Source organism: Photobacterium sp. NCIMB 13483 (assembly GCF_003025475.1).
In the GTDB taxonomy this organism is placed as follows: domain Bacteria; phylum Pseudomonadota; class Gammaproteobacteria; order Enterobacterales; family Vibrionaceae; genus Photobacterium; species Photobacterium piscicola.
In genome coordinates this window covers 34,273-57,553 of sequence record NZ_PYLV01000015.1, presented here as the reverse complement: position 1 = coordinate 57,553, position 23,281 = coordinate 34,273, and the positions used below count along the sequence as shown (strand labels likewise).

Sequence of the window (23,281 nt, the reverse complement as noted above, 5' to 3'; positions counted from 1 at the left end):
TCTCATTTATGTACACTAGGCACTACTGAATGGGATTCAGTAGCATCTAACTCTGAATCTTGTTTATACGACTTACCTTTAGGTATCCAAAATACCCGCGGATCAAAACTCATCGCTGATAACATTGTAAATATCACCACCGTTGCGAAACATAACGCCGCAGGACCCGGTGAAATTGCCATCACATTTTGTAACTGTACTAAAGCCACCAAAATAGCAACAACGAAAATATCAACCATAGACCAACGACCAATAAATTCGGTTAAACGGTATAATTTTAAACGTTTAATTGCGACATGGGCGGAATTATCTGCTTGCTTACCCGCACAAAAGTAGAGCCATGCTAAGGTAAACATTTTTGCCATAGGAATAAAAATACTGGCAATGAAAATAACTAATGCAATCGGCCACGACCCCATTTTCCAAAGTAATACAACACCGCCTAAAATCGTAGAGCCTTCAGTTTGACCTAAGCTCACGGTGTACATCATTGGATATAAGTTAGCGGGAATATAAAAAACGATGGAGGCAATTAAATATGCCCAAGCAAATTGCAATGAATGGGTAGCATCAAAGACATGTAATCGGCTATCACAACGTAAACAACGTGCGTGATGGGTTGTTGGCATTGGATTTATTTGATTACAAGCATGGCACCCAACATGGTTATGATCCATATGTGTATCACCATCATGAACCCCTGCTACGGGAACCATGGCAAAAAACTGATCCCACAACCACGTTCTATCAACTAATGAAACACATTTAACGACTAATACACTGTAAAGACAAAACGCCCAAAACGAATTCCCTAAGCCTATGTGAGCTAATGCGGATATTTTAACAAGACTCACTAACACGCCAATTAAAAATACATCAACCATTAGCCATGGCTGGATTTTAAACAATACTCGGCATAAAAATTTAAGCCAACTACGCGCATGAATCACATGTCCAATATTCTTTACTTTGTGGGCACAATAATAAAGGTAAAGAACTAACACTATATATGCCGCAGGAAACACAATAACGGTTGTCATTAATAAAACTGCTAAAACACTATTTTCAAAATGCTGCAATGTTTCCGCCGCATTTAATAGTGTAATTTGATGCCCCATACCATTTACAGTAAAAGATAAAAATGGAAATGAGAGGCTTAATGCTAGCATGATCAAACACGCGATACCGTAAGCAACTGGACGTTGAAAAGGTAAACTAACGGTTTTGATTAAAGTATGGCCACAACGAGGACACGTCGCTTTTTCACCTTCATTTAAATTCGGGATATCAACGACTAACCCACACTCTTCACACGCAATCATCATCGATTGTTGCACGTCAACCGCCTTTCGTGCGAGTTTACTTTGTTTACTCAACGTACATCACCTATGACAAATAAATCTGATAGTATAGTTTACTAACATGTTAAAAATCATTTTCAAAAAATAGACAAATGGTCAGCAGTCTTTCGCTGAGCCCCCCAAACCGCATTATTATCACATCCTAAATCTATATCGCTACATATGATTATTTTAGAATATGCCAGTTATTCCATCATTCTAAAACGCAATCCAATAATTACAAGTAATGCATTAAACATCAAAAACTTAACAACAAAAGTTGGCTAATTAATATAATTAATCCTTATATATTGTTTAATATAGTTAGATTATTTATGATTAGTTATCATTATCTTTACTATGAAATTTTATTTTGAACGGTATACATTATAACAGTATTCTCGCTCTATGCTGCATTACATTTACCAACAGTTAATTTTTACTTATGCTCTTCTTCTAATAACAGAATTATGCTACTTAGTTTAATAAAGCACAAATCTCCAATAAAACGCCTTTTTTTCACACAAAAATACTGCTTATTGTAAATTTAACCACTTTTATCCCTACTTATGATTTGAAATCATGATGAATTGTTACAAATAAAGACTATTCATCTGTATTTCAAACACAGTAATATAGTATTTCATTAAGTATCAATATATTATCCGATAAAAGACACCACAACATGAACATTAGCCATAGTATTAGAAAGAAGATCACCCACTACATTTTACTATGCCTAAGCTTATTAGTTATATTCAATATAGGCTATTGGTCCTATAACCAATATACTAATATTCAAAAGATGCTGACACGAAATCAGACCGTCACAGAGAACAATGTATTAACGATTGTTAGTAAACATACTGACTTATTAACAGCAATATCGAATGATACCGTCATGCAGGATCTATCATTACAGTTACCCCAACGAATTGAAATTATTCGCCCCTATCAACAAGCATTTAATATCGAAACATTAGGTATTAGTGACATGAAAGGTAATGCTGCAACAACTTACCGAATGAATGCTGAAAATATAAACTATCGTCATTATTTTCAGCAAGCAATACAGGAAAAAAGATTAACGATTAGTAACTTAATCTACTCTCCTATCTCTAATAGCTATGTTTATATAATCTGTAAGCCGTTTAATAATAGCATTAATGAAGGCACTATCTTTGCATCAGTCTCTTATGCTGATATCAATCACGCCTTAACTTATCAAGAAAACACCAGCATCAAAAATAATATTCTCAATGATTGCAAAGACACCAGTAATAATTGTAAGAACACGAATACACTCAAGAAAAATAATATTTATTCTTCATTAAATAACGAACAAATATCACATAACATTAAGAATAAAAACACATTTAGTTATCATGTTATCAATAATAAAAATCAACTTGAAATATTATCATTACATCCATTAAAAAATACACCTTGGTATTTAGTTACAACACTTAACTATAATCAATATTTAAAAGATAGAGTTCTTTTTATGATTATTAATATTTGTATCTCTGTCATTGCATCAATCGCTATTGGCTATTACCTAATGAAAAAAGTATCTATCATTACATCTCCGATAGATGCATTTATTAAAGAAAGTACCTCTATTGTTCCAATTCAATCACCATCTAAAAATAGCAATATCGATATAAATCATCATTTTAAAAACATCATTAACACGACTAAAGATGGTGTCTATTGTTCTCGAACAAATTTACTGAATCGTAAGTACTTTATTCAACATGCAAACATTACGATTCAAAAACGTCATCAAAATTTAGCCTTACTTTTTATAGACCTAGATAACCTTAAAACCATCAATGACACCTTAGGTCATTATTACGGTGATGATGTTATTAGTATCTTTGCCCAACATGTGAAGTCATTTTTTAATAATCCAATCGATTTAATTGGTCGTTTTGGTGGGGATGAATTTATTGTATTAACCAGTGGTTTCAATAATGAAACAGATTTAATCAACATATTAGAAACTCTGATTAGTCAGCTAAATGGTTCCGTAAGTAATGGTGACATAGTCATTCCGTTTTCAGCATCGATTGGTGTTGCCGTAACAGATAATCAAACACGCGATATCGAACAATTGATCAACAATGCAGATCAAGCGGTTTATGACAGTAAGAAAAAGGGCAAAAACTGTTACAGTTTTTATGTTAACCATTAAAAAAGCCCCTAATGTTATCATCAACATTAGGGGCTTTTTTTACATTATTCGGTATTAATCTTGTGGTACTACTGGCACTGGAAATAAGCGGTCATAAGCAATGTTGTACACATATGCATAAATGAGATAGAAGAGTACCATTCCAATATCAAGCACAAAAGCTTCCCATAACGTCACTTTTAGCGCCCAAGATAAGATAGGAATCGTAACAAAAAGAAGTCCAGCTTCAAATCCAATACTATGAAGAATACGAACAATTGTAGTTTTTACCGTTGTTTTATAACGACGATAAAGCATACGATCAAACCATATATTGTAAATATAGTTCCAACCCGTTGCTAAAATTGAAAAAGCAATCCCGACTACGCCAACATGACTACCATCAAACCCGAATTGGCTTAATACACACACCAATAAAATTAAACCAATAACTTCAAAACAAATCGCATGGCGAATACGATCCAACCGCGTTCTCATCAAAAATTCCCTCAGTACATGTATTTTTATAATCGATAGCTTTTCTGTATACGGACTATAAATGTTTTTTTGCTATTAACAAGCTAGAACCTATCCGCAAAAGAGATAGATTAACTATTTGTCTAACAATTCCGAAGCCTTATAGCTGCGCTGAGTTACCATAGTTGACGACGATAGCATATTTAAATTCATGGATTGTTGTAACGCTTTTTTATCCGCCTGTAATTGCATGACTTGCTGGCGAAGCTGATCAATAACTAATTGAGAATTATGTTGTTTTTCAGCTTTCTCTTCTAATTGTTGAAATAAATTTTCAACGTCAAGCACACTTGTTTCGGTTCTATTTTTTGATACGATTAATGCTTGTTGTCGTTGCTCAGCCTCAATAGCAAGCTGTTTTACAAACGATCCCATTTCATCAGCAGATCCAACAAGACGATTAAATATTAATAAAAAAGAACAAATTTCTGCATCAGTAGAAAAATTGGGATAACGTATTTTATGATCTATTTCTGTCCATGCTTCTTCAAAAATAGTTCTCACTTGTACTTCAGTAAAAATACGTCGGTGTTGTAGTTCACTACCAAACACATAATGTAATGATCGATAACCTGCTGGATGTATTTTTACTGTAATATCTGCGGGTAATTCAGCCGACACTTCATCATCACCATTTCGAACATAATAAACTGGTGGCTCTTCATATTGCCACTTACTCATTAAATAATCATGAATAGCTAACCCATCATCTTTAAATAAATGTAGCGCACGTACGCCAATAAGATCAGTAACAATGGCGTCATAATTATACTGATTAATACCGAGATATTTAGCTTTAAACGTCGCACTATTAGGTTGTGTTTTTCGAACAATTTTCTCCATCAAATGCTGTGGTTTTTTCACTCGCCAACGAACAGAATGAACATGAGAACATTGCTGAATAATGCGTGCATATGATTCTGCGGTAACATTCAATGCCTCGGTTCGTTGTTCATGACACAAACCAATTGCTTTTAATGTCGACCATGAAATTTGGCTTGCTTGCCACTGCTGTTGACTAATTCGATTCTGGTAAAGAAACTCATCTTCTGTCAAAGAAGCAATACTCATGCTGACTCACTTATTGATAAATAACATTACAGATAAAAACGAACGAACAATTACTTATTGTTGTGTTTGTTATTTTAATAAATGCGTTAAATTATGCTTTTTACATATATTTTTCAACTTAATACGAATCTTAAAATGATAACAAAGTTACCACTAATAATATTAAGACTGCAGTGAATAACTTGACCGAATAACCTGCTGGTAATACTCATCAATCGATGTGGCTAACGAAAAATGATAAAAAGCATATAGAGATACATTAGTATAAACTTCGTACTCACCGCGCTGGCCAAAATCAATATAAAGGCAGTCATTACTCGCATCATGCCCTATTTTTTTTATCACATCAGAACTCACAATAAACCAATTAATCATTCATATTCACTCGTTATTATTTGAATAATTAATCATGCCAAAAACGTTATAACATACCTACTTTTTTTTGCTTTTCATCATTTTTGCAGCCAAAAACGGCACTTAACTAACGCTTCTCTCAGTTATACTAGTCACTTTAGGGCTGCTCACGTAAACTGACCGTATTATTTTGGTACTTAATCGTTTAGGAATTGAGTAAAAACATGAAACGTATTCCAACAAATATTATTACTGGCTTCTTAGGTGCAGGGAAAACGACCTCTATTCTTTCTTTGCTCGCTCGCAAACCTGAACATGAAAAGTGGGCCATTTTAATTAATGAATTTGGTAATGTTGGTGTCGATGGCGCTATTTTAGAACAGCAAGGGGCAATTATTAAAGAAGTCCCTGGTGGCTGCATGTGTTGTGTGGCAGGTTTACCTATGTCTGTAGGTATTAACGCATTACTCGCACAAAAACCTGACCGCTTATTGTTAGAACCAACAGGCCTCGGTCATCCCAAAGAAGTCATCAATAAGTTAACCTCTGAAAGCTACCGTAATTATGTTGATCTTCGAGCAACCATCACAGTGGTTGACCCTCGCCATTTTGCTGACAGTATTTATACTGATAACGCTAATTTCCAAGATCAACTTGCATTAGCTGATGTTGTTGTTGCCAACAAAATCGATCAGTGTGACGATTTTGATTTATACACATTCCAAACCGCAATGGAAAAAGCAGAGCCTAAAAAAGCCCTAATCGCAGAAGTAGATCATGGTCGTCTTGAACTTGAGTGGCTAGACATTGAACGTATAGAACGTCAGGCACAGCATAGCCACCACCACCATCACGATAATCAAATGGAACCATTGCCAGAATTAGAGCTCGCTCCTGGTCAGCAGTTTATTCGTAAAGAAAACCATGGTCAGGGTTATCACAGTTGCGGTTGGTTCTTCGCAGCTGATCAATTATTTGAATTTTCAAAACTATTTAGTCTATTTTCTAATCTTAATGCTAATCGTGTTAAGGCTGTAGTGAATACTGAAAATGGCTGCTTTGCCTTTAACGTGGTCAATCAAGTGGTATCGGTTAATGAACTCTCGCTAGAAGGCTTTGAATCACGCATTGAAGTGATCGATAGTGAAGTTCTACCGTGGAATGAACTAGAGAATATTTTATGTTCAATCACTGAAAACACAGTAGCTAAATAACCCTATTGATCCGTACTTATCGATTCATTGCTCATACCGATTGCAGTAATAGTGAGAAATTTTATCACTTTACTGCTAGGTTATAAAATAGAGCTCATAAAAAGAAGGGAGCACAAATGCTAAACCCTAATACTGCTAAAACCGTCATTGATCACGCGCTATTTCTTGGTGCCGATTTTGCTGAATTATTTGTCGAACATCATCAATCAAGTTCAGTCCAACTTATCTCGGCTGAAATTGATAAAGTTAACTCAGGCATTGATTTTGGCATTGGCATCCGCCTATTCTTTGGCCATAAAGTCCTCTACGGTTACACCAATAGCACCGATGAAGAAGAGTTAAAACGTGTTACTTCTTTACTGGCTGCAAAAGATAAACGCGACCAAATATTAACGGCGGGCTCTTTCGATTTAAGCCGTTATGACAATAAACATAGCTGTCAATTACCGCTAAGCCAAGACACCAATATGGCGGCTAAAATTGCCTTTTTACGCCAAGCTGATCAAGCTGCTCGCGCTGAAAACGAAAAAATCGCCCAATTTATCGGTAGTGTTGCACAACGTGAACAGCAAATTGAGATCTTCAATTCCGATGGCCTTCATATTGGCGATACTCGTCATTACACCCGTATTTCTGCTAATGCTGTTGCACAAAATGGTAGTGAGCAATCAACAGGTTACGAAGCACCTGGCGCATTTACAGGATGGGAATTTAACACCCATCTAGACGCACAAAAGCTGGGACATGATGTGGCACAACAAGCCATGGTTAAACTGTTTGCTGACGCCTGTCCATCTGGTGAAATGCCAGTCATCATTGGTAACGGCTTTGGTGGCGTTATCTTCCATGAAGCCTGTGGTCACTTACTTGAAACCACTTCTGTTGCTAAAAAAGCCTCGGTTTTTTACGACAAAATGGGCGAAATGATTGCTAATTCTGTTGTTAGTGCTGTTGATGATGGCACCATGACCAATCAATGGGGTTCCATCAATATTGATGATGAAGGCATGGAAACCCAACGCACTCAATTGATTAAAGACGGTAAGCTAACTAGTTTTATGGTCGATCGTATGGGTGGGCTAAAAACTGGCTTTGAACGTACAGGTTCCGGTCGACGCGAGTCTTATAAGTTCGCCCCTACTTCACGAATGCGTAATACCTTTATTGAACCGGGAACAAGCACTCTTGATGATATGCTTGCGGGCGTTGAACGTGGTATTTATGCTAAGAAAATGGGCGGCGGATCAGTACAGCCAGGTACGGGTGAGTTTAACTTTGCCGTCCAAGAAGCATATTTAGTTGAAAACGGTAAAATCACCAAGCCACTAAAATCAGCCACATTAATCAGCACAGGCCCTAAAGTACTAAAAGAAATTAGCATGATAGGTAATGATTTTGCCCTTGCCGCTGGCATGTGCGGATCTGTAAGTGGCTCAGTGCCAACAACCGTCGGTCAAGCAGCATTGAAAGTGGATAATATTCTTGTGGGAGGTGGCAACTAATGACAGATCAAAATGCACTACAACAGGCCATCGATTACGTCCTTGATCGTGTTAAGGCACATAATGCCGAAGCTGATGTTATTGCAAATCGCAGTAACAATTTTTCATTAAAAGCTAACCAAGGCGAACTGGATGAATATAAAGTAACATCTGGTCAAGTCATTGGTGTACGAGTAGTTAAAGATCAACGTACGGCCACCAGTTACTCAGAATCACTTGATATCGCTAGCCTTGATTTAATGGTAAATAATGCGCTAATTAATGCTGAATATTCTCAACAAGATCCCCATCAGAACATCAGTTGTCTTGATAGCCGATTAGCGACAATTGAACCTGAAGTGTACCAAATAGAAACGGCAACTGTTGATGACAAAATTGCACTTGCGTTATCATTAGAGCAAGGTGTAGTGAGTAAGCCTAATGCGACCAGCGCACCTTACAATGGTTTTGCTGAATCAGATAGCCATGTCATTTTAGCCAACACCCAAGGCACATTATGCAGTCATAATGAACGTTCAACATATTGCTATGCTTATACTTTATATGAAAAAGATGGTAAACAAGCCATGCATGGTGGTATGTCATCAGGACGTTTATTTCATCAGCTAGATTCAACATATTGTATTAACCACGGCTACGACATGGCACAAGCACTATTAGATGGTGCTCCCATTGCCAGTAAGCACTACTCGGTAATATTTACCCTTAGTGCTTTGAGTAACCTCTTTTCTGCTTATGGCATGTGTCTATCAGGACAAGCAGCAATGAAAGGGATAAACCCTTGGCGTGATGCGCTTCATACTCAAGTTGCAAGCCCACTGCTAACTATTACTGATACCGCGTATGTAAATGGCGGCTTTGCAATTAAAGCATTTGATAGTGAGGGATTTGCAACCCGTGACACATTATTAATTGGTGAAGGTAAGCTTCAGAGCTTATTACACAATAGCCACACTGCGAGTTATTTTGGCATCGAGAATACAGCCAATGGTTCCCGTTCAGCCAAAGGTGGATTAGGTGTCGGTGGTTCTCATACCGTTATTCAAGCAGGTAGTAGTTCCGAAGCAGATATTACCGCTGGTGAATACCTTGAATTAGTTGAATTACAAGGCGTTCACTCAGGTGCTGATGCCGTAAGTGGTGACTTCTCATTTGGTGCTAGTGGTTTTCTCTGCCGTGACGGACAACGCGTACAAGCGGTTCGTGGTATTACTGTTGCCGGTAATTTCTACCAAATGATCAAAGAAATTGATGCCGTAGGAAACCAACTTGATAATGACTATAGCCGCAGTTTCTATGCTCCTAAAATACGCTTCTCTCGCTTAAATATCGCAGGGAAATAATACAATTTAACCTGATTAAACCTTACTGATGTTCTTCATCAGTAAGGTTTTTTTTTGCGCCAACTCAAATACTTGTCCATTATTATCGTTACAACTAACAATCCCTATTATTAGATTTAAAATCTTTCACAAAATGCGATAACATAGAAAAAACACCTAATAAGAATGAGAATAAGACCATGAATCTTACTGCCATTGCAACACTACAAATGAATAATAAAATGTTTGCTAACCCACGTCGTATTGCACTCTTAAAAGCCATTGATACAACGGGTTCTATCAGCCAAGGAGCTAAATTAGCAGGCATTAGCTATAAAGCCGCCTTTGATGCAATTAAAGATATGAACACCAGCAACGAACAACCGTTAGTTAACTGTGAGAAAGGTGGTAAAGGCGGTGGTGGCGCAACCCTAACGCGATTTGGTCAACGTCTGATCCAGATGTATGATCTGTTAAATAAAATTCAAGATATGGGCTTACAAGCGCTTAATGATGAAAATGCACCTCTTGATAGCCTGCTCGGCGTTATGAGTCGTTTCTCACTACAAACAAGCGCGCGTAATCAATTATTTGGGCATATTAGCGCCATTGAAACCCATGACCTATATGATGTGGTCACTATTGCGATTACTGAGCAGCATCAGATTCAAGCAACAATCACCCATGGCAGTACCTTGCGTTTGCACCTTAAGCCTAACAAAGATGTGGTGACATTAATTAAAGGGCCAGCAATTACGGTCTGTAGTGAAGAAAATCTTATTCATGGAAAGCGGGATCGGTTTGATAACCAATTGCTTGGTACACTTACCGCAATGAAACAAGATAAGCAATCAACTGAAATCACAATTAGCTTAACTGATGAAATTAGCATTTGTGCTTTCGTTGACAACCAAGATTTAATGGATGAAACGTTACGGTTAGGTATGCCTATTTACGGCTTATTTCATTCAACTCAGGTTATTGTTGCGAGTATGTGCTAAAGAATAAATTGATAATAATAACCTTATGCTCAAAGGAATGAGCTTATTATCAATCCTCATTTTATATCTTGTACACCCACACTACATTCACCTGAAAATGCATTGTAGTTAAAACCTTTTCTTATACAGTCAGTAAAACGTGCATAATCTTCATATTGCTGAACAACGATCAATCCGCAGGCAATAAAGACAAACGCTAAGGTCGTCATATTCCACCAAATTTTTTTCTGTTTAAGTGAACATAAAAAAAAGGTGACGGATAATGGAACGCAAGCAATACTTATAAACCATAGTGTAGCCGATGAAAATATCATTATGAAATACCAGTAAAGTGCAATTTACGCTACTAGCATTTTAACGCTTTTTATTAATTAAACCTTCACTTTAATTTCAAAAATATACTAATTTTACCGTAAACTAACATAAACAAAGAAACATTGATAAATATGATGCTTATATAACCATACCCTTAGCGTGATAAATATAAAAAACATTGCATCTATTAATATTAACAATCAATAGACACAATGGTTTTAAAACAACGCTTAATCATAATCAATCACTAAATAACCAATCCACCATCGACTTTTAATACTTGTCCCGTAATAAAACTTGATTGTTTACTCGCTAAAAATAATGCGCAATTCGCAATATCTTGTGCTTTACCCATACGCTTTAATGGTGTTTTTGATGTCATATGATCAATCACCTTTTCAGGTAAGTCGACTGTCATTGGTGTTTCTATAAACCCAGGAGCAATACAATTTGCACGTACTTGTGCACCTTTACGCGCAAACTCTTTTGCCCATGACTTCGTCATTGCAATCACACCAGCTTTAGTGGCGGCATAGTTAGTCTGACCTATATTACCGTCGGTTCCCACAACTGACGACATGGTAATAATTGAACCACTGCCTGTTTGCATCATCGTAGGTGCAATCGCTTGGGTCATATTAAATACCCCTTTGAGATTAACATCCATGACTAAGTCCCAGTCAGCCTCTGTCATTTTATCGATTAAATTATCACGTGTGATGCCAGCATTATTCACTAAAACGTCAATATGCCCATATTGTTCTGTTAACTGCTTCACAGCATCTGCAACCCCTTGTCGATCACAAACATTAAGCTCTAAAGCGGTCACATTAGGAAACTGTTGTTCTAGATCCGCCATCATGCCCATATTCATATCACAAGCAATAACACGGGTTGCGTTTTGACGAGCAAAGGTTTCAACAATACAACGGCCAATTCCTTGAGCCCCACCTGTTACAAGACATACTTTACCTGCTAACATATTTTTCCCCTCTTTATATTTATTATCATCCTATTACACAAAGTAAAACTAAGTGCTTAATCTTCATTCTAGATAACTCTAGCGAGAACATTAGGCCTAATATCACAAGACACAATTGCATAAACAAGATAATCGCCATTATTACCACTATTATTAAGTGCAACATGAAGCATATTGGTATACTTTATTCATAGCTTATTTTTACTTTTAATTGTTGTCGTAAGGAAAACGATGCTAAATAAAATTATCTTTTTTCTGCATGTTGTACGGTGCCAATCTGTCACAGAAGCAGCAAAACAATATGGTATTTCAGCATCAGCAGGAAGCCGTTGGATCACTGAACTTGAAGAAATGATGGGCATCAGTCTGGTAAAACGAACTACGCGCAAAATTTCTGTCACACAGGCTGGGCAACACTTATTTCAACGTTTCACGCAGATTAATAATCAAATCACCGATGTACTTAATGAAATACAAAACCTCAGCCAAGAAGATAGTGGCACCATAAAAGTCGCCTGTACTCCACTGTTTGCCAAGCATTATTTAAGTGTCATTATTGGTGAATACGTCAGTGATAACCCCAACATTAATTTTGTCGTTATTGAAACGGCTTTTGAAGTCGATAATGTGCATGAAGTTGATTTTGCGATACGCGCGAATGCGACTTATCGTGGTTTTCAAGATAAAGACAGTTTATTGGTAAAACGAACCCTATTCCGTGAGCCACTAAAAGCATGTTGCTCACCTGCTTATATTGTGCGTTATGGGCAACCCGTTATTCCTAACGATTTAAAAAATCATTTATGTTTATTTGCAACCACGCTTGTTGGTGGAAACCGTTGGATTTTTGAACAAGATGGAGAATATAACTCAGTACAGATTTCACGTACCGTCGAAGTTGATGACAGTGAAATTTTAAAAAGTATTGCACTTTCTGGTGGGGGAATTGCGTATTTGCCTTACAGCTTGATTCAAGAGGATTTACAGCAAAACAATTTAGTATCAGTGCTTAATGACTATATTAGCAGTGAGTTTGAACTGAGCTTATATTACAAACCCAGAAAATACATGCCAGCTCGCTGTGCTAATTTTAAAGAATATCTATTGAAACGCGTCGCAGACATTAACCTTAGCCGTAATGTAAGTTGATACCCTCAAAAAAAAGACATAAAAAAGCCAGACTTTCGTCTGGCTTTTTTTATTACGCTAGCGCAAATTAAGCGTCAGTGCGTGGCTTACGGTCGCCCGCTGGACGTGCTGCTGCACCATCACGGTTGCCACGGTAGCCACCACGGCTATCGTTGCCACGGTTGCGATCGAAACGACGCTCGCCACCGCGCTCACCGCCACGGTTGCCTTCGCGATTGCCGTCACGGCTACCACGATGACCAGTACGCTCACCGCCACGGTTACCGTCGCGATTACCTGTACGTGGACGATGTTCACGTAGTACTTCACCTTCAACAACAACTGCTTTAACGTCATTCTGGCGAATACGTAGTTTCTTCAGTTGTGCTGCAACTTCTGCTGTCATCTTCTTAGGAAGTTGAACAAAAGTATGTGAAGGAGCAAGTTTAATTGCACCGATGAACTCTTTGCTTAAGCCAAGTTCGTTTGCAATTGCGCCAACGATATCTTTAACTTGAACGCCTTGCTCACGGCCAACTTGTAATTGGTAAGTATCCCAATCAGCGCTGTTGAAAGTGCGACGTTCGCCACGCTCACCACCACGCTCACCGCGACGTTCGCCACGATCAGGACGGTCACCACGACGATCACTACCACGGTCATCACGATCACCACGACGCTCACGACGTTGTGATTCACGCTCGATAGCTGCGATCATTGGATCTGGACCTTTATAGAATAAAGGACGATTACCTTGTTGGCGTTGAAGAAGCATTGCTGCTAGTGTTGCTGCGTCAACATCGATTGATTCTTGTAGTTTTGCTACTAGTTCAACGAATGCATCAACATTTGTTTGTTCTTTCTGTGCAGCTAGTTCTTCACCTAAACGGTTTAAACGAGATGCAGCTACTAGATCACGTAGAGGAAGTTGGATTTCTTCCATACGAGACTTAGTAACACGCTCGATAGTACGTAGCATGCGGATTTGGTTAGTACGAACCAATAGGATCGCTTTACCTTCACGTCCAGCACGACCAGTACGGCCGATACGGTGGATGTATGACTCAACATCAAATGGGATATCGTAGTTGAATACGTGTGTGATTCGTGCAACGTCAAGGCCACGAGCAACAACGTCAGTTGCAACTAGAATATCGATCACGCCACGTTTGATATGGTCAACAGTACGCTCACGTAGCGACTGAGGAATATCACCGTGAAGTGCCGCAGCTTTAAAGCCACGAGAAGATAACCAATCAGCTAGACGCTCAGTATCTTGACGAGTACGAACGAATACGATTGATGCATCAGTATCTTCAGTTTCAAGAAGACGGCTCATTGCTTCGTCTTTCTCTACGCCTTTAACAACCCAAAATTGTTGAGATACTTGAGATACAGTACGGTTCTCACCTGCAACGTCAATGCGTGCTGGATCACGTAAGAAACGATCAACGATTTCTTTAACGATTGGAGGCATAGTTGCAGAGAAAAGTACACGTTGTGCAGTTTCTGGTGCTTGTTCCATGATCCAAGTAACGTCGTCAACGAAACCCATTTTTAGCATTTCATCAGCTTCATCAAGAACGAAAGTAGATACTTCGTCTAGGTGAAGTTGCTTACGTGAAATAAGGTCTTTAACACGACCAGGAGTACCAACAACAATGTGAGCACCATTTTTTAGTGCACGCATTTGATCAACGATTGAAGCACCGCCGTAAATTTCAAGAACCTTAAGGCCTTTGATATTTTGACCAAGTACTTTAATTTCTGCAGCAACCTGAATTGCAAGCTCACGTGTTGGAGCCATAACAATAGCTTGTGGCTTATGCTGAGAAAGATTTACTTTGTTCAGTACAGGCAACGAGAACGCTGCTGTTTTACCAGTACCAGTCTGTGCTTTACCAAGCGCATCCGTACCAGTTAAAAGTAGAGGTATTGACGCCGCCTGGATAGGTGTAGGCGATACGAAACCCATAGAGTCTAGTGCGGATAAAAGCGTGTCGGCCAAATCTAATTGGCGAAATTCTGTAACAGTTTCTTGCATTGGGATCCCAATATATGATCAACTTAAAAACGGGGCCCCTTTGCTACAGAGGGTTCTGCAACAGCAACCACTAGCACGGGCCTCGACTAATAGGGGGCGTATTGTGGGCTAATACTGGATAAAAAGCCAGAAAAAATTGAACAACGTCACAAAATAACTCACAAACAACCATTTATTGAACAAATAGTACATCTGATAAACATTTTAGAACTTTTCATCGATTACCAATTAACTATGTTGTTGAAAATAAGAGCAATAGTTAACCTCGCTACCAAACTTAATCTATTAAACTGAGTTTTGACATTAGATTAGGGTAATCTTTTATTAGCATTTTTATATTGCCGTTTTTTTTGTTCCTTCTTTATATAAGTGTTCTTTTTGATTTTTTATGCTTAGCGAGCACTCCTCGACAACACTCACCTTTAGTTATTGTTTTTTAATGAATTTAAATAAACAAATTAACATTGCTTTATATAAATTTAGTGCTACCAAAACATAAAAAAGCTATATATGCCGTTTTAAGGTTCTTTTCTGTTTCTAGCCGATATTTTCTTTATTATTTATATTTATCATCATATGTTGTTATTAAATATTTACTTTATGACACAAACTGCAAAATATGAAACGTAACTCATTGATTGTAAGATAAATCATGATGTAAGATGAAAATTAAAACAGTCAAATCTTGGTTTTAGATGACCAAAAACGTATAGTGTCTATGTCGATAATCTGAGACCAGACATAATGTTTCAAGATAACCCGCTGTTAGCACAGCTAAAAAAGCAAATACAAGAAACACTTCCTAAGAAGGAAGGTTACATCAAAGCGACCGATCGTGGCTTTGGCTTTCTAGAAACTGATAACAAAGAAAGCATCTTCATTCCACCGGTATACATGAAAAACGTTATGCACGGTGACCGTGTTATCGCCGTTCTTCGTACCGAAAAAGAGCGCGAAGTTGCTGAGCCACAAGAGCTTGTTGAACAATCTATTACACGCTTCATTGGCCGTGTAAAACTGATTCGTAATCGCCTACATATCATTCCAGATCACCCACAGTTAAAAGAAGCGATTAGAGCACGTGCCGCAAAAGGTATTAATCCCGAAACCTTAAAAGAAGGTGATTGGGTTGTTGCTGAACTAACTCGCCACCCTCTTGCTGGTAGTAATCAACCATTCTTCTGTGATGTCACTCAAAAAATCACTGACAGTAATGACAAAATTGCACCTTGGTGGGTGACACTTGCTCGCCACCAGTTACCTAATGCAGAGCCAGCACCACAAGATAGCTGGACCATGCTTGATGAAGGTATCGAGCGCCAAGACTTAACTGATTTGCCTTTCATTACTATTGATGGTGAATCAACCAAAGACATGGATGATGCCTTATATACTGTCGCTAAAGATGACGGTAGCTATGAAATCACCATTGCGATTGCTGATCCTACCTCTTACATTGCCGTTGGCGATAAGATGGATGATGAAGCGCGTGAACGTGGATTCACTATTTATCTTCCAGGCCGCAATATTCCAATGCTGCCACGTGAGCTAAGTGATGAGTTATGCTCACTTATCGAAAATGAAAAACGCCCAGTTCTATGCTGCCGTGTTTCTATCGATAATACGGGTGTTATTCAGAATGACATCACTTTCTTTGGTGCATGGATCAAATCTCAAGGTCGTTTATCTTACAACAATGTGTCTGATTTCCTTGAAAATGGCCATTGTGATGACTGGACACCAAGCGCTGTTATCGAACAACAAATCGTTGCTCTACAAGGTTTTGCAACGTTACGTTCTGATTGGCGTATGGCAAATGCCGTGGTATTCCCAGATCGTCCCGATTACCGCTTTGAGTTAAGTGAAGATAACGATGTTGTCGCTATTCACACCGACTTACGCCGTATTGCTAACCGCATGATCGAAGAAGCAATGATCACCGCCAACATTTGTGCGGGTCGTGCTTTACAAGAGAAATTTGCAACGGGTGTGTTTAACGTTCATAGCGGCTTCAATCAAGAAAAACTTGATGCTGCAATGGAGTTCATCACCAATGCAGAAGCACCGTTTACTAAAGATGAAATAGTTACTTTAGAAGGCTTTAGTGCATTACGTCGTTGGTTAAACACGCTAGATAGCACCTATCTTGATAACCGCCTACGTAAATTCCAAGCTTACAGTGAAGTGGCTAATACACCTGCGCCTCACTATGCAATGGGTCTGGATGTTTACGCTACATGGACATCACCTATTCGTAAATACGGCGATATGATCAATCACCGTTTACTAAAAGCATTAATCACAGGTAATGAGCCAACACAAAAGCCTGATGATAATGTAGGTGATGAGATTGCTAATCACCGTCGTCACCATCGCATGGCGGAACGTGACGTGTCTGATTGGCTATACGTGCGTTTACTTAAAGATGCAGTGAAGAACGAAACCGTCTTTAAGGCTGAAATCTTTGATATTAACCGCGCAGGTATGCGTGTACGCCTACTTGAGAATGGTGCCGCAGCCTTTATTCCAGGTTCGCTAATTGTTGATAATAAAGAGCGTATTGTATGTAGCGGTGAGCTTGGCATTATCAGCATTGATGGTGTTAAAGAATACCAACTAGGTGATACTTTTGAGGTGAAACTAGCGGAAGTTCGCGCAGCAACACGTCAATTAGTAGCAAAACCTGTACAACAGTACCCAGCACCAGAAGTAACATCAGTACCGGAACAAGCAACAGACGCACCACAAAAAGCATAACGATGTAAATCGGCTTTATAACAAAACAAAAGGCCAGTGAATGCTGGCCTTTTTTACATCTTACACACTATTATTCCAATATAAATAATTCATAGAAGTCAGCTCTCAATGTCAAATCATACTCCAGCAAGCGATAACAAAAAAAACAACGCGCCAGACCAATGCCAACTTATCGAACAGCAAGTAAAACAATGGCTTGAAGATGTCGTCATCGGCCTTAATTTATGCCCTTTTGCCGCAAAGCCTAATCGCAATAAACAAATTAAGATCTTTGTGAGTGAAGACGATAACGAAAATGATCTGCTTGAAACAATTTATATGCAGTTCAAAGAATTAGATGAAACACCACCCGAAACACTAGAAACAATTCTAGTGGTCGCCCCCTACTTATTTGAAGAATTTGATGACTACAATCAATTTCTTGATCTTGTTGAAGGCTTAGTGGTTCAATTAGGAAAAAGCGGCACCTATCAAATTGCCAGCTTCCACCCTGATTACTGCTTCTATGGTGCAGAACCTGATGATGCAGAAAACCTCACCAACCGCTCACCCTACCCAGTATTTCACCTTATCCGTGAAGAAAGCATGGCTAAAGTGATCAAGCACTACCCTAATCCAGAAGCAATCCCTGATCGTAATATTGAATGCGTTGAAAATTTAACGCCAGAACAAATGCGTCAGTTATTTCCTTATTTAATCAAATAATAGATCGCTTTTTCTTAACGTTATAACCTTAAACGTCGAAGTCATAAAATAGCGACAATATTCAATTATTGTCGCTATTTATTTGTTATCTTAATAGCCCATTACATCTTCTGCTTAGGGCTCATTGTTAAATGCTGTCATTGTTTCGTCTACACTCACCCAATTTACGCTTTATACTGCCCTTGCTTATCACTGCACTCATGGTTATTTGTTACCCTTTATTCACCCCTTTTGTAGTGAGCTACTCACAACTGTGGGTTAATCTTCCTTTTATACTACTGGGTGCGGTTATTATTCTCAGTAACAAACAACCTCAAGCGCAAAGTGGGTTTATTGCTATCGTTATGTTGGTTGCTTACTGCGTTATTTTATATTGGCTACAAACGTCATTAGCAAATACCGACACTAAGTTAATTTTTTGTTTGTTAGCGACACTATTACCCATTAATCTTTTATTGCTGCGCTTTATTACCCTACCTAAATTACTGTCTTGGGGTACTGCGGCATTATTGTTATTGGTGATGATTCAATGCAGTATTGGTGCAACTATCAGCTATTTTTATCATACTGATTTTGAAAACTGGCAACAGATCCACCTTTTTACCTATCACAATATTTCATCACTGCCGTTAATTTTAATTCTTTTTAACCTTGCTGTGTGTTGTAGCACAGGAGCATTAGCCGTTAAATATCATCGTCGCATTGATCGTCATATTTTTGTATGTAGCTTATTAGCGACCACCACTTTTATTTTTTTTCATTATCCATTTATATCAAGCAGTGCTTTTATTCTATGCGCTGTATTTCTGTTAATTGATCTTGGTTATAGTCACTACCAACAAAGTTTTCGCGATCCACTCACTCAATTAGCAGATCATCGCGCCCTTGCACAAGCGCTCCCCCTATTACACCATGATTGTACGATTGCAGTACTAGATATTGATAACCCAACCGCCATCATTGATAAACATCATCCACAAGCGATAAGTGATATACAAGCTTCTATTGCCGCCATCTTAACGGAGCAAACTCAACTATCGCCACATCTCTATTTTGTCGCACAGCAATTTATTGTGATTTTTGAGCATAAAAAAATAACCGACTGTCAGGCCATAATAGAACAACTGCAACACGCTATTGGCTCAGAAAAACACACGATAGCGCCCATAATAATTGAACCTCAGCCACAACAAACAGCAACAAAAGTAAAAAAACCACGAAAAAAAGCCATCAAAGTCAGTGTTAGCGTAGGGATGTGTAGTGCGAATACCGAGCAAACAGCCGCAGTAGTATTACAACAAGCCATTGAGGTATTACGCATAGCACGCCAAAAGAAGAAAAAGCAGCAAATCTACATCGCAGAAAATAATGATGACACATTATGTTAACGATAAAGATCACATAATAAAAAGCCCGATAGAAATCGGGCTTACTAAGAATTTACGAGTATTGGCGTAAAATTAGCTAAGAGGAAAGCGCAAGAATAAAAGTAATGTTAGCGTTTTCAGCGGCCATACTCATGCTAACAACTACATTCACCGTTATTTATAGCACAATGTTCACACATAAACGCATCATTTAGTTAACAAGACACCGCGTAGCCACTAATCTAAATAATATGAGCGAAAACATAAACCACTCGATAAAAACAGTACAATAAACACCTACTTATTTGCATCAATTCATTGTTTTACATTTTGGTATAAAATAATAAGAGGCAGTATTGAACCGTCACTCAATGGGAGGATTAAAATGAACAACCAAGATAGAATCGAAGATATGGAACAGAAAATATCTATTGCCTACCAAGAAGGTCATTTTGAGCAAGCAAAAGCCCTTGAAAAGACACTCAAGCGTGTTCGAGGTCATCATAATTTATACGATGAGAACGATCCATACTCCCTAGAAGGCCGAATATTTAACGATGACGAATAGCATATCAATGGATAAGTAAGGACCATCACCATTACTTATCCATTGCATACTTTATGACACATAAAAAACTCACTTTGCTTTGATATTGAAGCCGCAAATCATCAGTATTCTGCAACACAGAAATAGACGATTGCTATGGTGTTTCTACTCCATGTCTTTTCTCATGCAAAATCACACCAGTATATAAATCCATCTCTAGTTCAACCGATTCACCTATTTTGTTACGCGCTTTCACTGCAATTTCATTATGCTTTCGTTCGATCTTGATCATTCTAAAATCATAATAACCGTCAGATTCAAGTTGCTTCATGGCACTCGGCACACTTAGCATATTAGCCGCGCTGGTATCTACAGGATCAGCATGAGTAATATAACTTTGTAATAAGCAACACATGCTACTACTAATAAATAACACCTTAACACTTCTGATCACTTGTCCCCCTTAATAGCACACTTGCTAAAGTTAACATTAACCTTCTCAATATTATCTCTCTTATGTAAGAAGCAAGAATTGCACCAATAATTATAAAATGACTTATCTGTTACTGTTATTTACCTTAGTGAAACTATTATAAAAAGCGCCTAATAATAAAAACAATAGCTGTGTATTCGCAAACTATGATATCAATAAAAATTCGACCAAACAGTGGCCTATAATAACTTATCGTCTCATGGTAATAAGTAACGATAGTGTCAGAACCACATCCATTACCGTTTTGGAGCATCATCAATTTAAAGGATAACATTATGTCAGAATTACATCGTATCGAAACTGATAGTATGGGTGACGTTGAAGTCCCGCAAGACGCGTTATACCAAGCTCAAACACAACGTGCTATCAATAATTTCTCTATCAGCGATTTAACCATGCCAGATGCTTTTATTCAGGCACTCGCCTATGTAAAGCAGGCAGCAGCACGTACCAACCTTGAACTACAATTAATTGATGATAAAACAGCCCATGCCATTATTGACAGTTGCCAGCTAATTATTGATGGGGCTCACTCGGATCAATTTCCCATTGATGTATTCCAAACCGGATCGGGTACCAGCTCTAATATGAATGTTAACGAGGTGATTGCAACACTAGCCTCACAACAATTAGGCATAACAGTCAGCCCTAATGATGATGTTAACCGTGGTCAAAGCAGTAACGATGCCATTCCAACAGCCATTCAAGTCAGTGCCGCTATCACCTGCCACCAGCAACTATTACCCGCATTAAAGCATTTAGAACAAGTACTAGCACAAAAAAGTCAGCAATTTAGTCATTGTGTGAAAACAGGTCGTACCCATTTAATGGATGCAATGCCGATTACACTAGGACAAGAATTAGGTGGATGGCAAAGCCAAATTGAACATGCGCGTAATGGTATAGAACAAGCATTAGACACCGTTTCTGCACTTGCGCAAGGAGGGACAGCTGTTGGTACAGGTATCAACACCCATCCGCATTTTGCAGCCATATTTACAAAAAACATTGCAATTGCAACCGCCGTGCCTTTTACAACCAGCAGCAATTTCTTTTATAGCATGAGTAGCCAAGATGCTGTAGTTGCTTTGTCGGGGCAGTTAAAAACCCTCGCTGTGGCAATCATGAAAATATCTAATGACCTACGTTGGATGAATTCAGGCCCTCTTGCTGGCCTAGGTGAAATTGAGTTAGAGCCATTACAACCCGGTTCATCGATTATGCCGGGAAAAGTAAACCCAGTGATCCCTGAAGCTGCGGCAATGGTGGCAGCACAAGTCATCGGTAATGACGCAACAATTACCGTTGCAGGTCAATCTGGCAATTTCCAACTCAATGTAATGCTGCCAGTTATTACCTATAATTTATTGCAAAGTATTACTTTATTAGCCACAACTGCGGTGCAATTAGCAGATAAAGCCATTGCTACGTTTACCGTCCGGAATGAACATCTCAAACAAGCGCTGAGTAAAAATCCGATTCTTATCACAGCTTTAAATCCTGTTATTGGTTATTTAAAAGCGGCAGCCATTGCCAAAAAAGCCTATAAAGAACAACGTCCTATTATTGATGTCGCAGAACAAGAAACAGATTTAAGCCGCACTGAACTTGAATCATTGTTAGATCCTAAAAAGCTTACCGAAGGTGGTATTGCGAAATAAGTTCCTTTTAATTAGAAATATAAAACATTGTTCAGTTTTGAAATGTTAGTATAATGAATGTTAGTCTTAAGCAATTAATCATTGCCGCTACTTGTCCATGTGTAAAACTGGATGTAACGTATAATATAAATAGACGCCAGTTCAACACCTTGTGCTGGGTATCTCTGACAAACAAAGAGCATTATTAATGAAAAAATTTGTTTTAGCCGCAGCTATCGCGTCAACACTATTTTTAGCAGGTTGTAGTGATAAAGTTGACGAGTCCACAATTACTAATGTTGTTCAAACAAGCCAGTACGAGCAGCCTAATCTAGGTATTACTGCAAAAACAACGCCTTTTGAAGTAAAAAACCTCAAGATTACTAAAGTATTGCTTGATACTAAAACAGACTACAAAGCAGAAGTAAGCTACGACTTAGTTGCAAATAAGAGCTTAGACGAATTTAAGAGCTCAATGAAAGCACTTGCTGCTAAACCACAAGCACCAGCAGCAAATACGACCGATACTACTGCTGATACGACAAAAGATGATATGACATCAGCACTGCATACATTAAAAAATAATCTAGCAGCAGAAGTAATGGTTGTTGCATTTAGTGCTAAATACGGTGATTTCAAAGCAGGACAAACCGTTGATACGATTAATGAAACCGTATCAATGAAGAAAGTAAATGATCAATGGGTTAAAGATTAATTCTCTAACCATAAATCATAAAAAACCGCCTCTTTGAAGGCGGTTTTTTTATCGCTTTTATTTATAACTGT

Annotated in this window: 20 protein-coding genes; 12 read left to right on the top strand and 8 right to left on the bottom strand. The window is 38.3% G+C overall.

Annotated features, from left to right (window positions below; genetic code table 11):
- Positions 1-2: 2 nt before the first annotated feature.
- Positions 3-1,325: a paraquat-inducible protein A gene (locus C9I86_RS12705; protein ID WP_080156566.1), complete on the bottom strand. Its 1,323-nt coding sequence runs from the start codon at positions 1,323-1,325 to the stop codon at positions 3-5.
- A gap of 820 nt (positions 1,326-2,145) precedes the next feature.
- Between C9I86_RS12705 and C9I86_RS12700 the strand changes: the two genes are divergently transcribed.
- Positions 2,146-3,537, top strand: coding sequence for a diguanylate cyclase domain-containing protein (locus tag C9I86_RS12700; RefSeq protein ID WP_158258945.1), 1,392 nt, complete (start codon positions 2,146-2,148; stop codon positions 3,535-3,537).
- A 54-nt stretch (positions 3,538-3,591) separates the two neighbouring features.
- Here the strand turns inward: C9I86_RS12700 and C9I86_RS12695 are convergent, their stop codons facing one another.
- The 3 genes from C9I86_RS12695 to C9I86_RS12685 all read right to left on the bottom strand — a co-directional run bounded on the left by C9I86_RS12695 (position 3,592) and on the right by C9I86_RS12685 (position 5,499).
- Positions 3,592-4,014 (bottom strand): PACE efflux transporter, encoded by a 423-nt coding sequence (locus C9I86_RS12695; RefSeq protein WP_080156192.1) that lies wholly within the window; start codon positions 4,012-4,014, stop codon positions 3,592-3,594.
- 114 nt (positions 4,015-4,128) lie between these two features.
- On the bottom strand, positions 4,129-5,124 hold the full coding sequence (locus C9I86_RS12690) for a RelA/SpoT domain-containing protein (RefSeq protein WP_107276529.1): 996 nt from the start codon (positions 5,122-5,124) through the stop codon (positions 4,129-4,131).
- Between the two features lie 162 nt (positions 5,125-5,286).
- A complete protein-coding gene (locus C9I86_RS12685; protein WP_080156194.1) occupies positions 5,287-5,499 on the bottom strand; it encodes a KTSC domain-containing protein in 213 nt (70 codons plus the stop codon).
- 203 nt (positions 5,500-5,702) lie between these two features.
- Between C9I86_RS12685 and C9I86_RS12680 the strand changes: the two genes are divergently transcribed.
- The 4 genes from C9I86_RS12680 (at position 5,703) to C9I86_RS12665 (ending at position 10,517) form a co-directional block, all read left to right on the top strand.
- Complete coding sequence (locus C9I86_RS12680; RefSeq protein ID WP_107276528.1) at positions 5,703-6,692, top strand: GTP-binding protein; 990 nt, start codon at positions 5,703-5,705, stop codon at positions 6,690-6,692.
- A gap of 116 nt (positions 6,693-6,808) precedes the next feature.
- Positions 6,809-8,194 (top strand): TldD/PmbA family protein, encoded by a 1,386-nt coding sequence (locus tag C9I86_RS12675; protein ID WP_107276527.1) that lies wholly within the window; start codon positions 6,809-6,811, stop codon positions 8,192-8,194.
- Positions 8,194-9,537, top strand: a complete 1,344-nt coding sequence (locus C9I86_RS12670; RefSeq protein ID WP_080156197.1) for a TldD/PmbA family protein — start codon at positions 8,194-8,196, stop codon at positions 9,535-9,537. Before C9I86_RS12675 ends, C9I86_RS12670 begins: the two co-directional genes overlap by 1 nt.
- A gap of 179 nt (positions 9,538-9,716) precedes the next feature.
- Entirely contained in the window at positions 9,717-10,517 is an 801-nt protein-coding gene (locus C9I86_RS12665) for a TOBE domain-containing protein (RefSeq protein WP_080156198.1), read from the top strand.
- Positions 10,518-10,573: 56 nt separating this feature from the next.
- On the opposite strand, the gene C9I86_RS20070 is transcribed toward C9I86_RS12665, so the two are convergent.
- The gene (locus C9I86_RS20070; protein ID WP_158258944.1) at positions 10,574-10,726 is read right to left on the bottom strand and encodes a hypothetical protein; all 153 of its coding nucleotides are present in this window, start codon (positions 10,724-10,726) and stop codon (positions 10,574-10,576) included.
- A 353-nt stretch (positions 10,727-11,079) separates the two neighbouring features.
- The gene (locus C9I86_RS12660) at positions 11,080-11,814 is read right to left on the bottom strand and encodes a beta-ketoacyl-ACP reductase (protein WP_080156199.1); all 735 of its coding nucleotides are present in this window, start codon (positions 11,812-11,814) and stop codon (positions 11,080-11,082) included.
- A gap of 231 nt (positions 11,815-12,045) precedes the next feature.
- Here C9I86_RS12660 and C9I86_RS12655 point away from each other — a divergent pair, with 231 nt between their 5' ends.
- Positions 12,046-12,963, top strand: coding sequence for a LysR family transcriptional regulator (locus C9I86_RS12655; RefSeq protein ID WP_080156200.1), 918 nt, complete (start codon positions 12,046-12,048; stop codon positions 12,961-12,963).
- Positions 12,964-13,030: 67 nt separating this feature from the next.
- On the opposite strand, the gene C9I86_RS12650 is transcribed toward C9I86_RS12655, so the two are convergent.
- Complete coding sequence (locus tag C9I86_RS12650; RefSeq protein WP_080156201.1) at positions 13,031-14,986, bottom strand: DEAD/DEAH box helicase; 1,956 nt, start codon at positions 14,984-14,986, stop codon at positions 13,031-13,033.
- A 744-nt stretch (positions 14,987-15,730) separates the two neighbouring features.
- Here C9I86_RS12650 and C9I86_RS12645 point away from each other — a divergent pair.
- The 4 genes from C9I86_RS12645 (at position 15,731) to C9I86_RS12630 (ending at position 20,383) form a co-directional block, all read left to right on the top strand.
- Positions 15,731-17,743 carry an exoribonuclease II gene (locus tag C9I86_RS12645; protein ID WP_107276526.1) on the top strand — a complete coding sequence of 671 codons (2,013 nt, stop codon included), beginning with the start codon at positions 15,731-15,733 and terminating at the stop codon, positions 17,741-17,743.
- A gap of 108 nt (positions 17,744-17,851) precedes the next feature.
- Positions 17,852-18,448, top strand: coding sequence for a DUF1415 domain-containing protein (locus tag C9I86_RS12640; protein WP_107276525.1), 597 nt, complete (start codon positions 17,852-17,854; stop codon positions 18,446-18,448).
- Between the two features lie 131 nt (positions 18,449-18,579).
- Positions 18,580-19,836 carry a hypothetical protein gene (locus C9I86_RS12635; protein ID WP_107276524.1) on the top strand — a complete coding sequence of 419 codons (1,257 nt, stop codon included), beginning with the start codon at positions 18,580-18,582 and terminating at the stop codon, positions 19,834-19,836.
- A gap of 391 nt (positions 19,837-20,227) precedes the next feature.
- On the top strand, positions 20,228-20,383 hold the full coding sequence (locus tag C9I86_RS12630; RefSeq protein WP_235865784.1) for a hypothetical protein: 156 nt from the start codon (positions 20,228-20,230) through the stop codon (positions 20,381-20,383).
- A gap of 133 nt (positions 20,384-20,516) precedes the next feature.
- Here the strand turns inward: C9I86_RS12630 and C9I86_RS12625 are convergent, their stop codons facing one another.
- Positions 20,517-20,816 carry a PepSY domain-containing protein gene (locus C9I86_RS12625; RefSeq protein WP_235865786.1) on the bottom strand — a complete coding sequence of 100 codons (300 nt, stop codon included), beginning with the start codon at positions 20,814-20,816 and terminating at the stop codon, positions 20,517-20,519.
- A gap of 314 nt (positions 20,817-21,130) precedes the next feature.
- Between C9I86_RS12625 and C9I86_RS12620 the strand changes: the two genes are divergently transcribed.
- Positions 21,131-22,516: an aspartate ammonia-lyase gene (locus C9I86_RS12620; RefSeq protein ID WP_107276523.1), complete on the top strand. Its 1,386-nt coding sequence runs from the start codon at positions 21,131-21,133 to the stop codon at positions 22,514-22,516.
- A gap of 187 nt (positions 22,517-22,703) precedes the next feature.
- The gene (locus C9I86_RS12615) at positions 22,704-23,210 is read left to right on the top strand and encodes a hypothetical protein (RefSeq protein WP_080156208.1); all 507 of its coding nucleotides are present in this window, start codon (positions 22,704-22,706) and stop codon (positions 23,208-23,210) included.
- The last annotated feature ends 71 nt before the right edge of the window (positions 23,211-23,281 follow it).

Coding starts and splice junctions, on each gene's coding strand:
- C9I86_RS12705 (WP_080156566.1), bottom strand. CDS start 1,325: ATGATGATTGCGTGTGAAGAGTGTGGGTTAGTCGTTGATATCCCGAAT.
- C9I86_RS12700 (WP_158258945.1), top strand. CDS start 2,146: ATGCTGACACGAAATCAGACCGTCACAGAGAACAATGTATTAACGATT.
- C9I86_RS12695 (WP_080156192.1), bottom strand. CDS start 4,014: ATGAGAACGCGGTTGGATCGTATTCGCCATGCGATTTGTTTTGAAGTT.
- C9I86_RS12690 (WP_107276529.1), bottom strand. CDS start 5,124: ATGAGTATTGCTTCTTTGACAGAAGATGAGTTTCTTTACCAGAATCGA.
- C9I86_RS12685 (WP_080156194.1), bottom strand. CDS start 5,499: ATGATTAATTGGTTTATTGTGAGTTCTGATGTGATAAAAAAAATAGGG.
- C9I86_RS12680 (WP_107276528.1), top strand. CDS start 5,703: ATGAAACGTATTCCAACAAATATTATTACTGGCTTCTTAGGTGCAGGG.
- C9I86_RS12675 (WP_107276527.1), top strand. CDS start 6,809: ATGCTAAACCCTAATACTGCTAAAACCGTCATTGATCACGCGCTATTT.
- C9I86_RS12670 (WP_080156197.1), top strand. CDS start 8,194: ATGACAGATCAAAATGCACTACAACAGGCCATCGATTACGTCCTTGAT.
- C9I86_RS12665 (WP_080156198.1), top strand. CDS start 9,717: ATGAATCTTACTGCCATTGCAACACTACAAATGAATAATAAAATGTTT.
- C9I86_RS20070 (WP_158258944.1), bottom strand. CDS start 10,726: ATGACGACCTTAGCGTTTGTCTTTATTGCCTGCGGATTGATCGTTGTT.
- C9I86_RS12660 (WP_080156199.1), bottom strand. CDS start 11,814: ATGTTAGCAGGTAAAGTATGTCTTGTAACAGGTGGGGCTCAAGGAATT.
- C9I86_RS12655 (WP_080156200.1), top strand. CDS start 12,046: ATGCTAAATAAAATTATCTTTTTTCTGCATGTTGTACGGTGCCAATCT.
- C9I86_RS12650 (WP_080156201.1), bottom strand. CDS start 14,986: ATGCAAGAAACTGTTACAGAATTTCGCCAATTAGATTTGGCCGACACG.
- C9I86_RS12645 (WP_107276526.1), top strand. CDS start 15,731: ATGTTTCAAGATAACCCGCTGTTAGCACAGCTAAAAAAGCAAATACAA.
- C9I86_RS12640 (WP_107276525.1), top strand. CDS start 17,852: ATGTCAAATCATACTCCAGCAAGCGATAACAAAAAAAACAACGCGCCA.
- C9I86_RS12635 (WP_107276524.1), top strand. CDS start 18,580: ATGCTGTCATTGTTTCGTCTACACTCACCCAATTTACGCTTTATACTG.
- C9I86_RS12630 (WP_235865784.1), top strand. CDS start 20,228: ATGGAACAGAAAATATCTATTGCCTACCAAGAAGGTCATTTTGAGCAA.
- C9I86_RS12620 (WP_107276523.1), top strand. CDS start 21,131: ATGTCAGAATTACATCGTATCGAAACTGATAGTATGGGTGACGTTGAA.
- C9I86_RS12615 (WP_080156208.1), top strand. CDS start 22,704: ATGAAAAAATTTGTTTTAGCCGCAGCTATCGCGTCAACACTATTTTTA.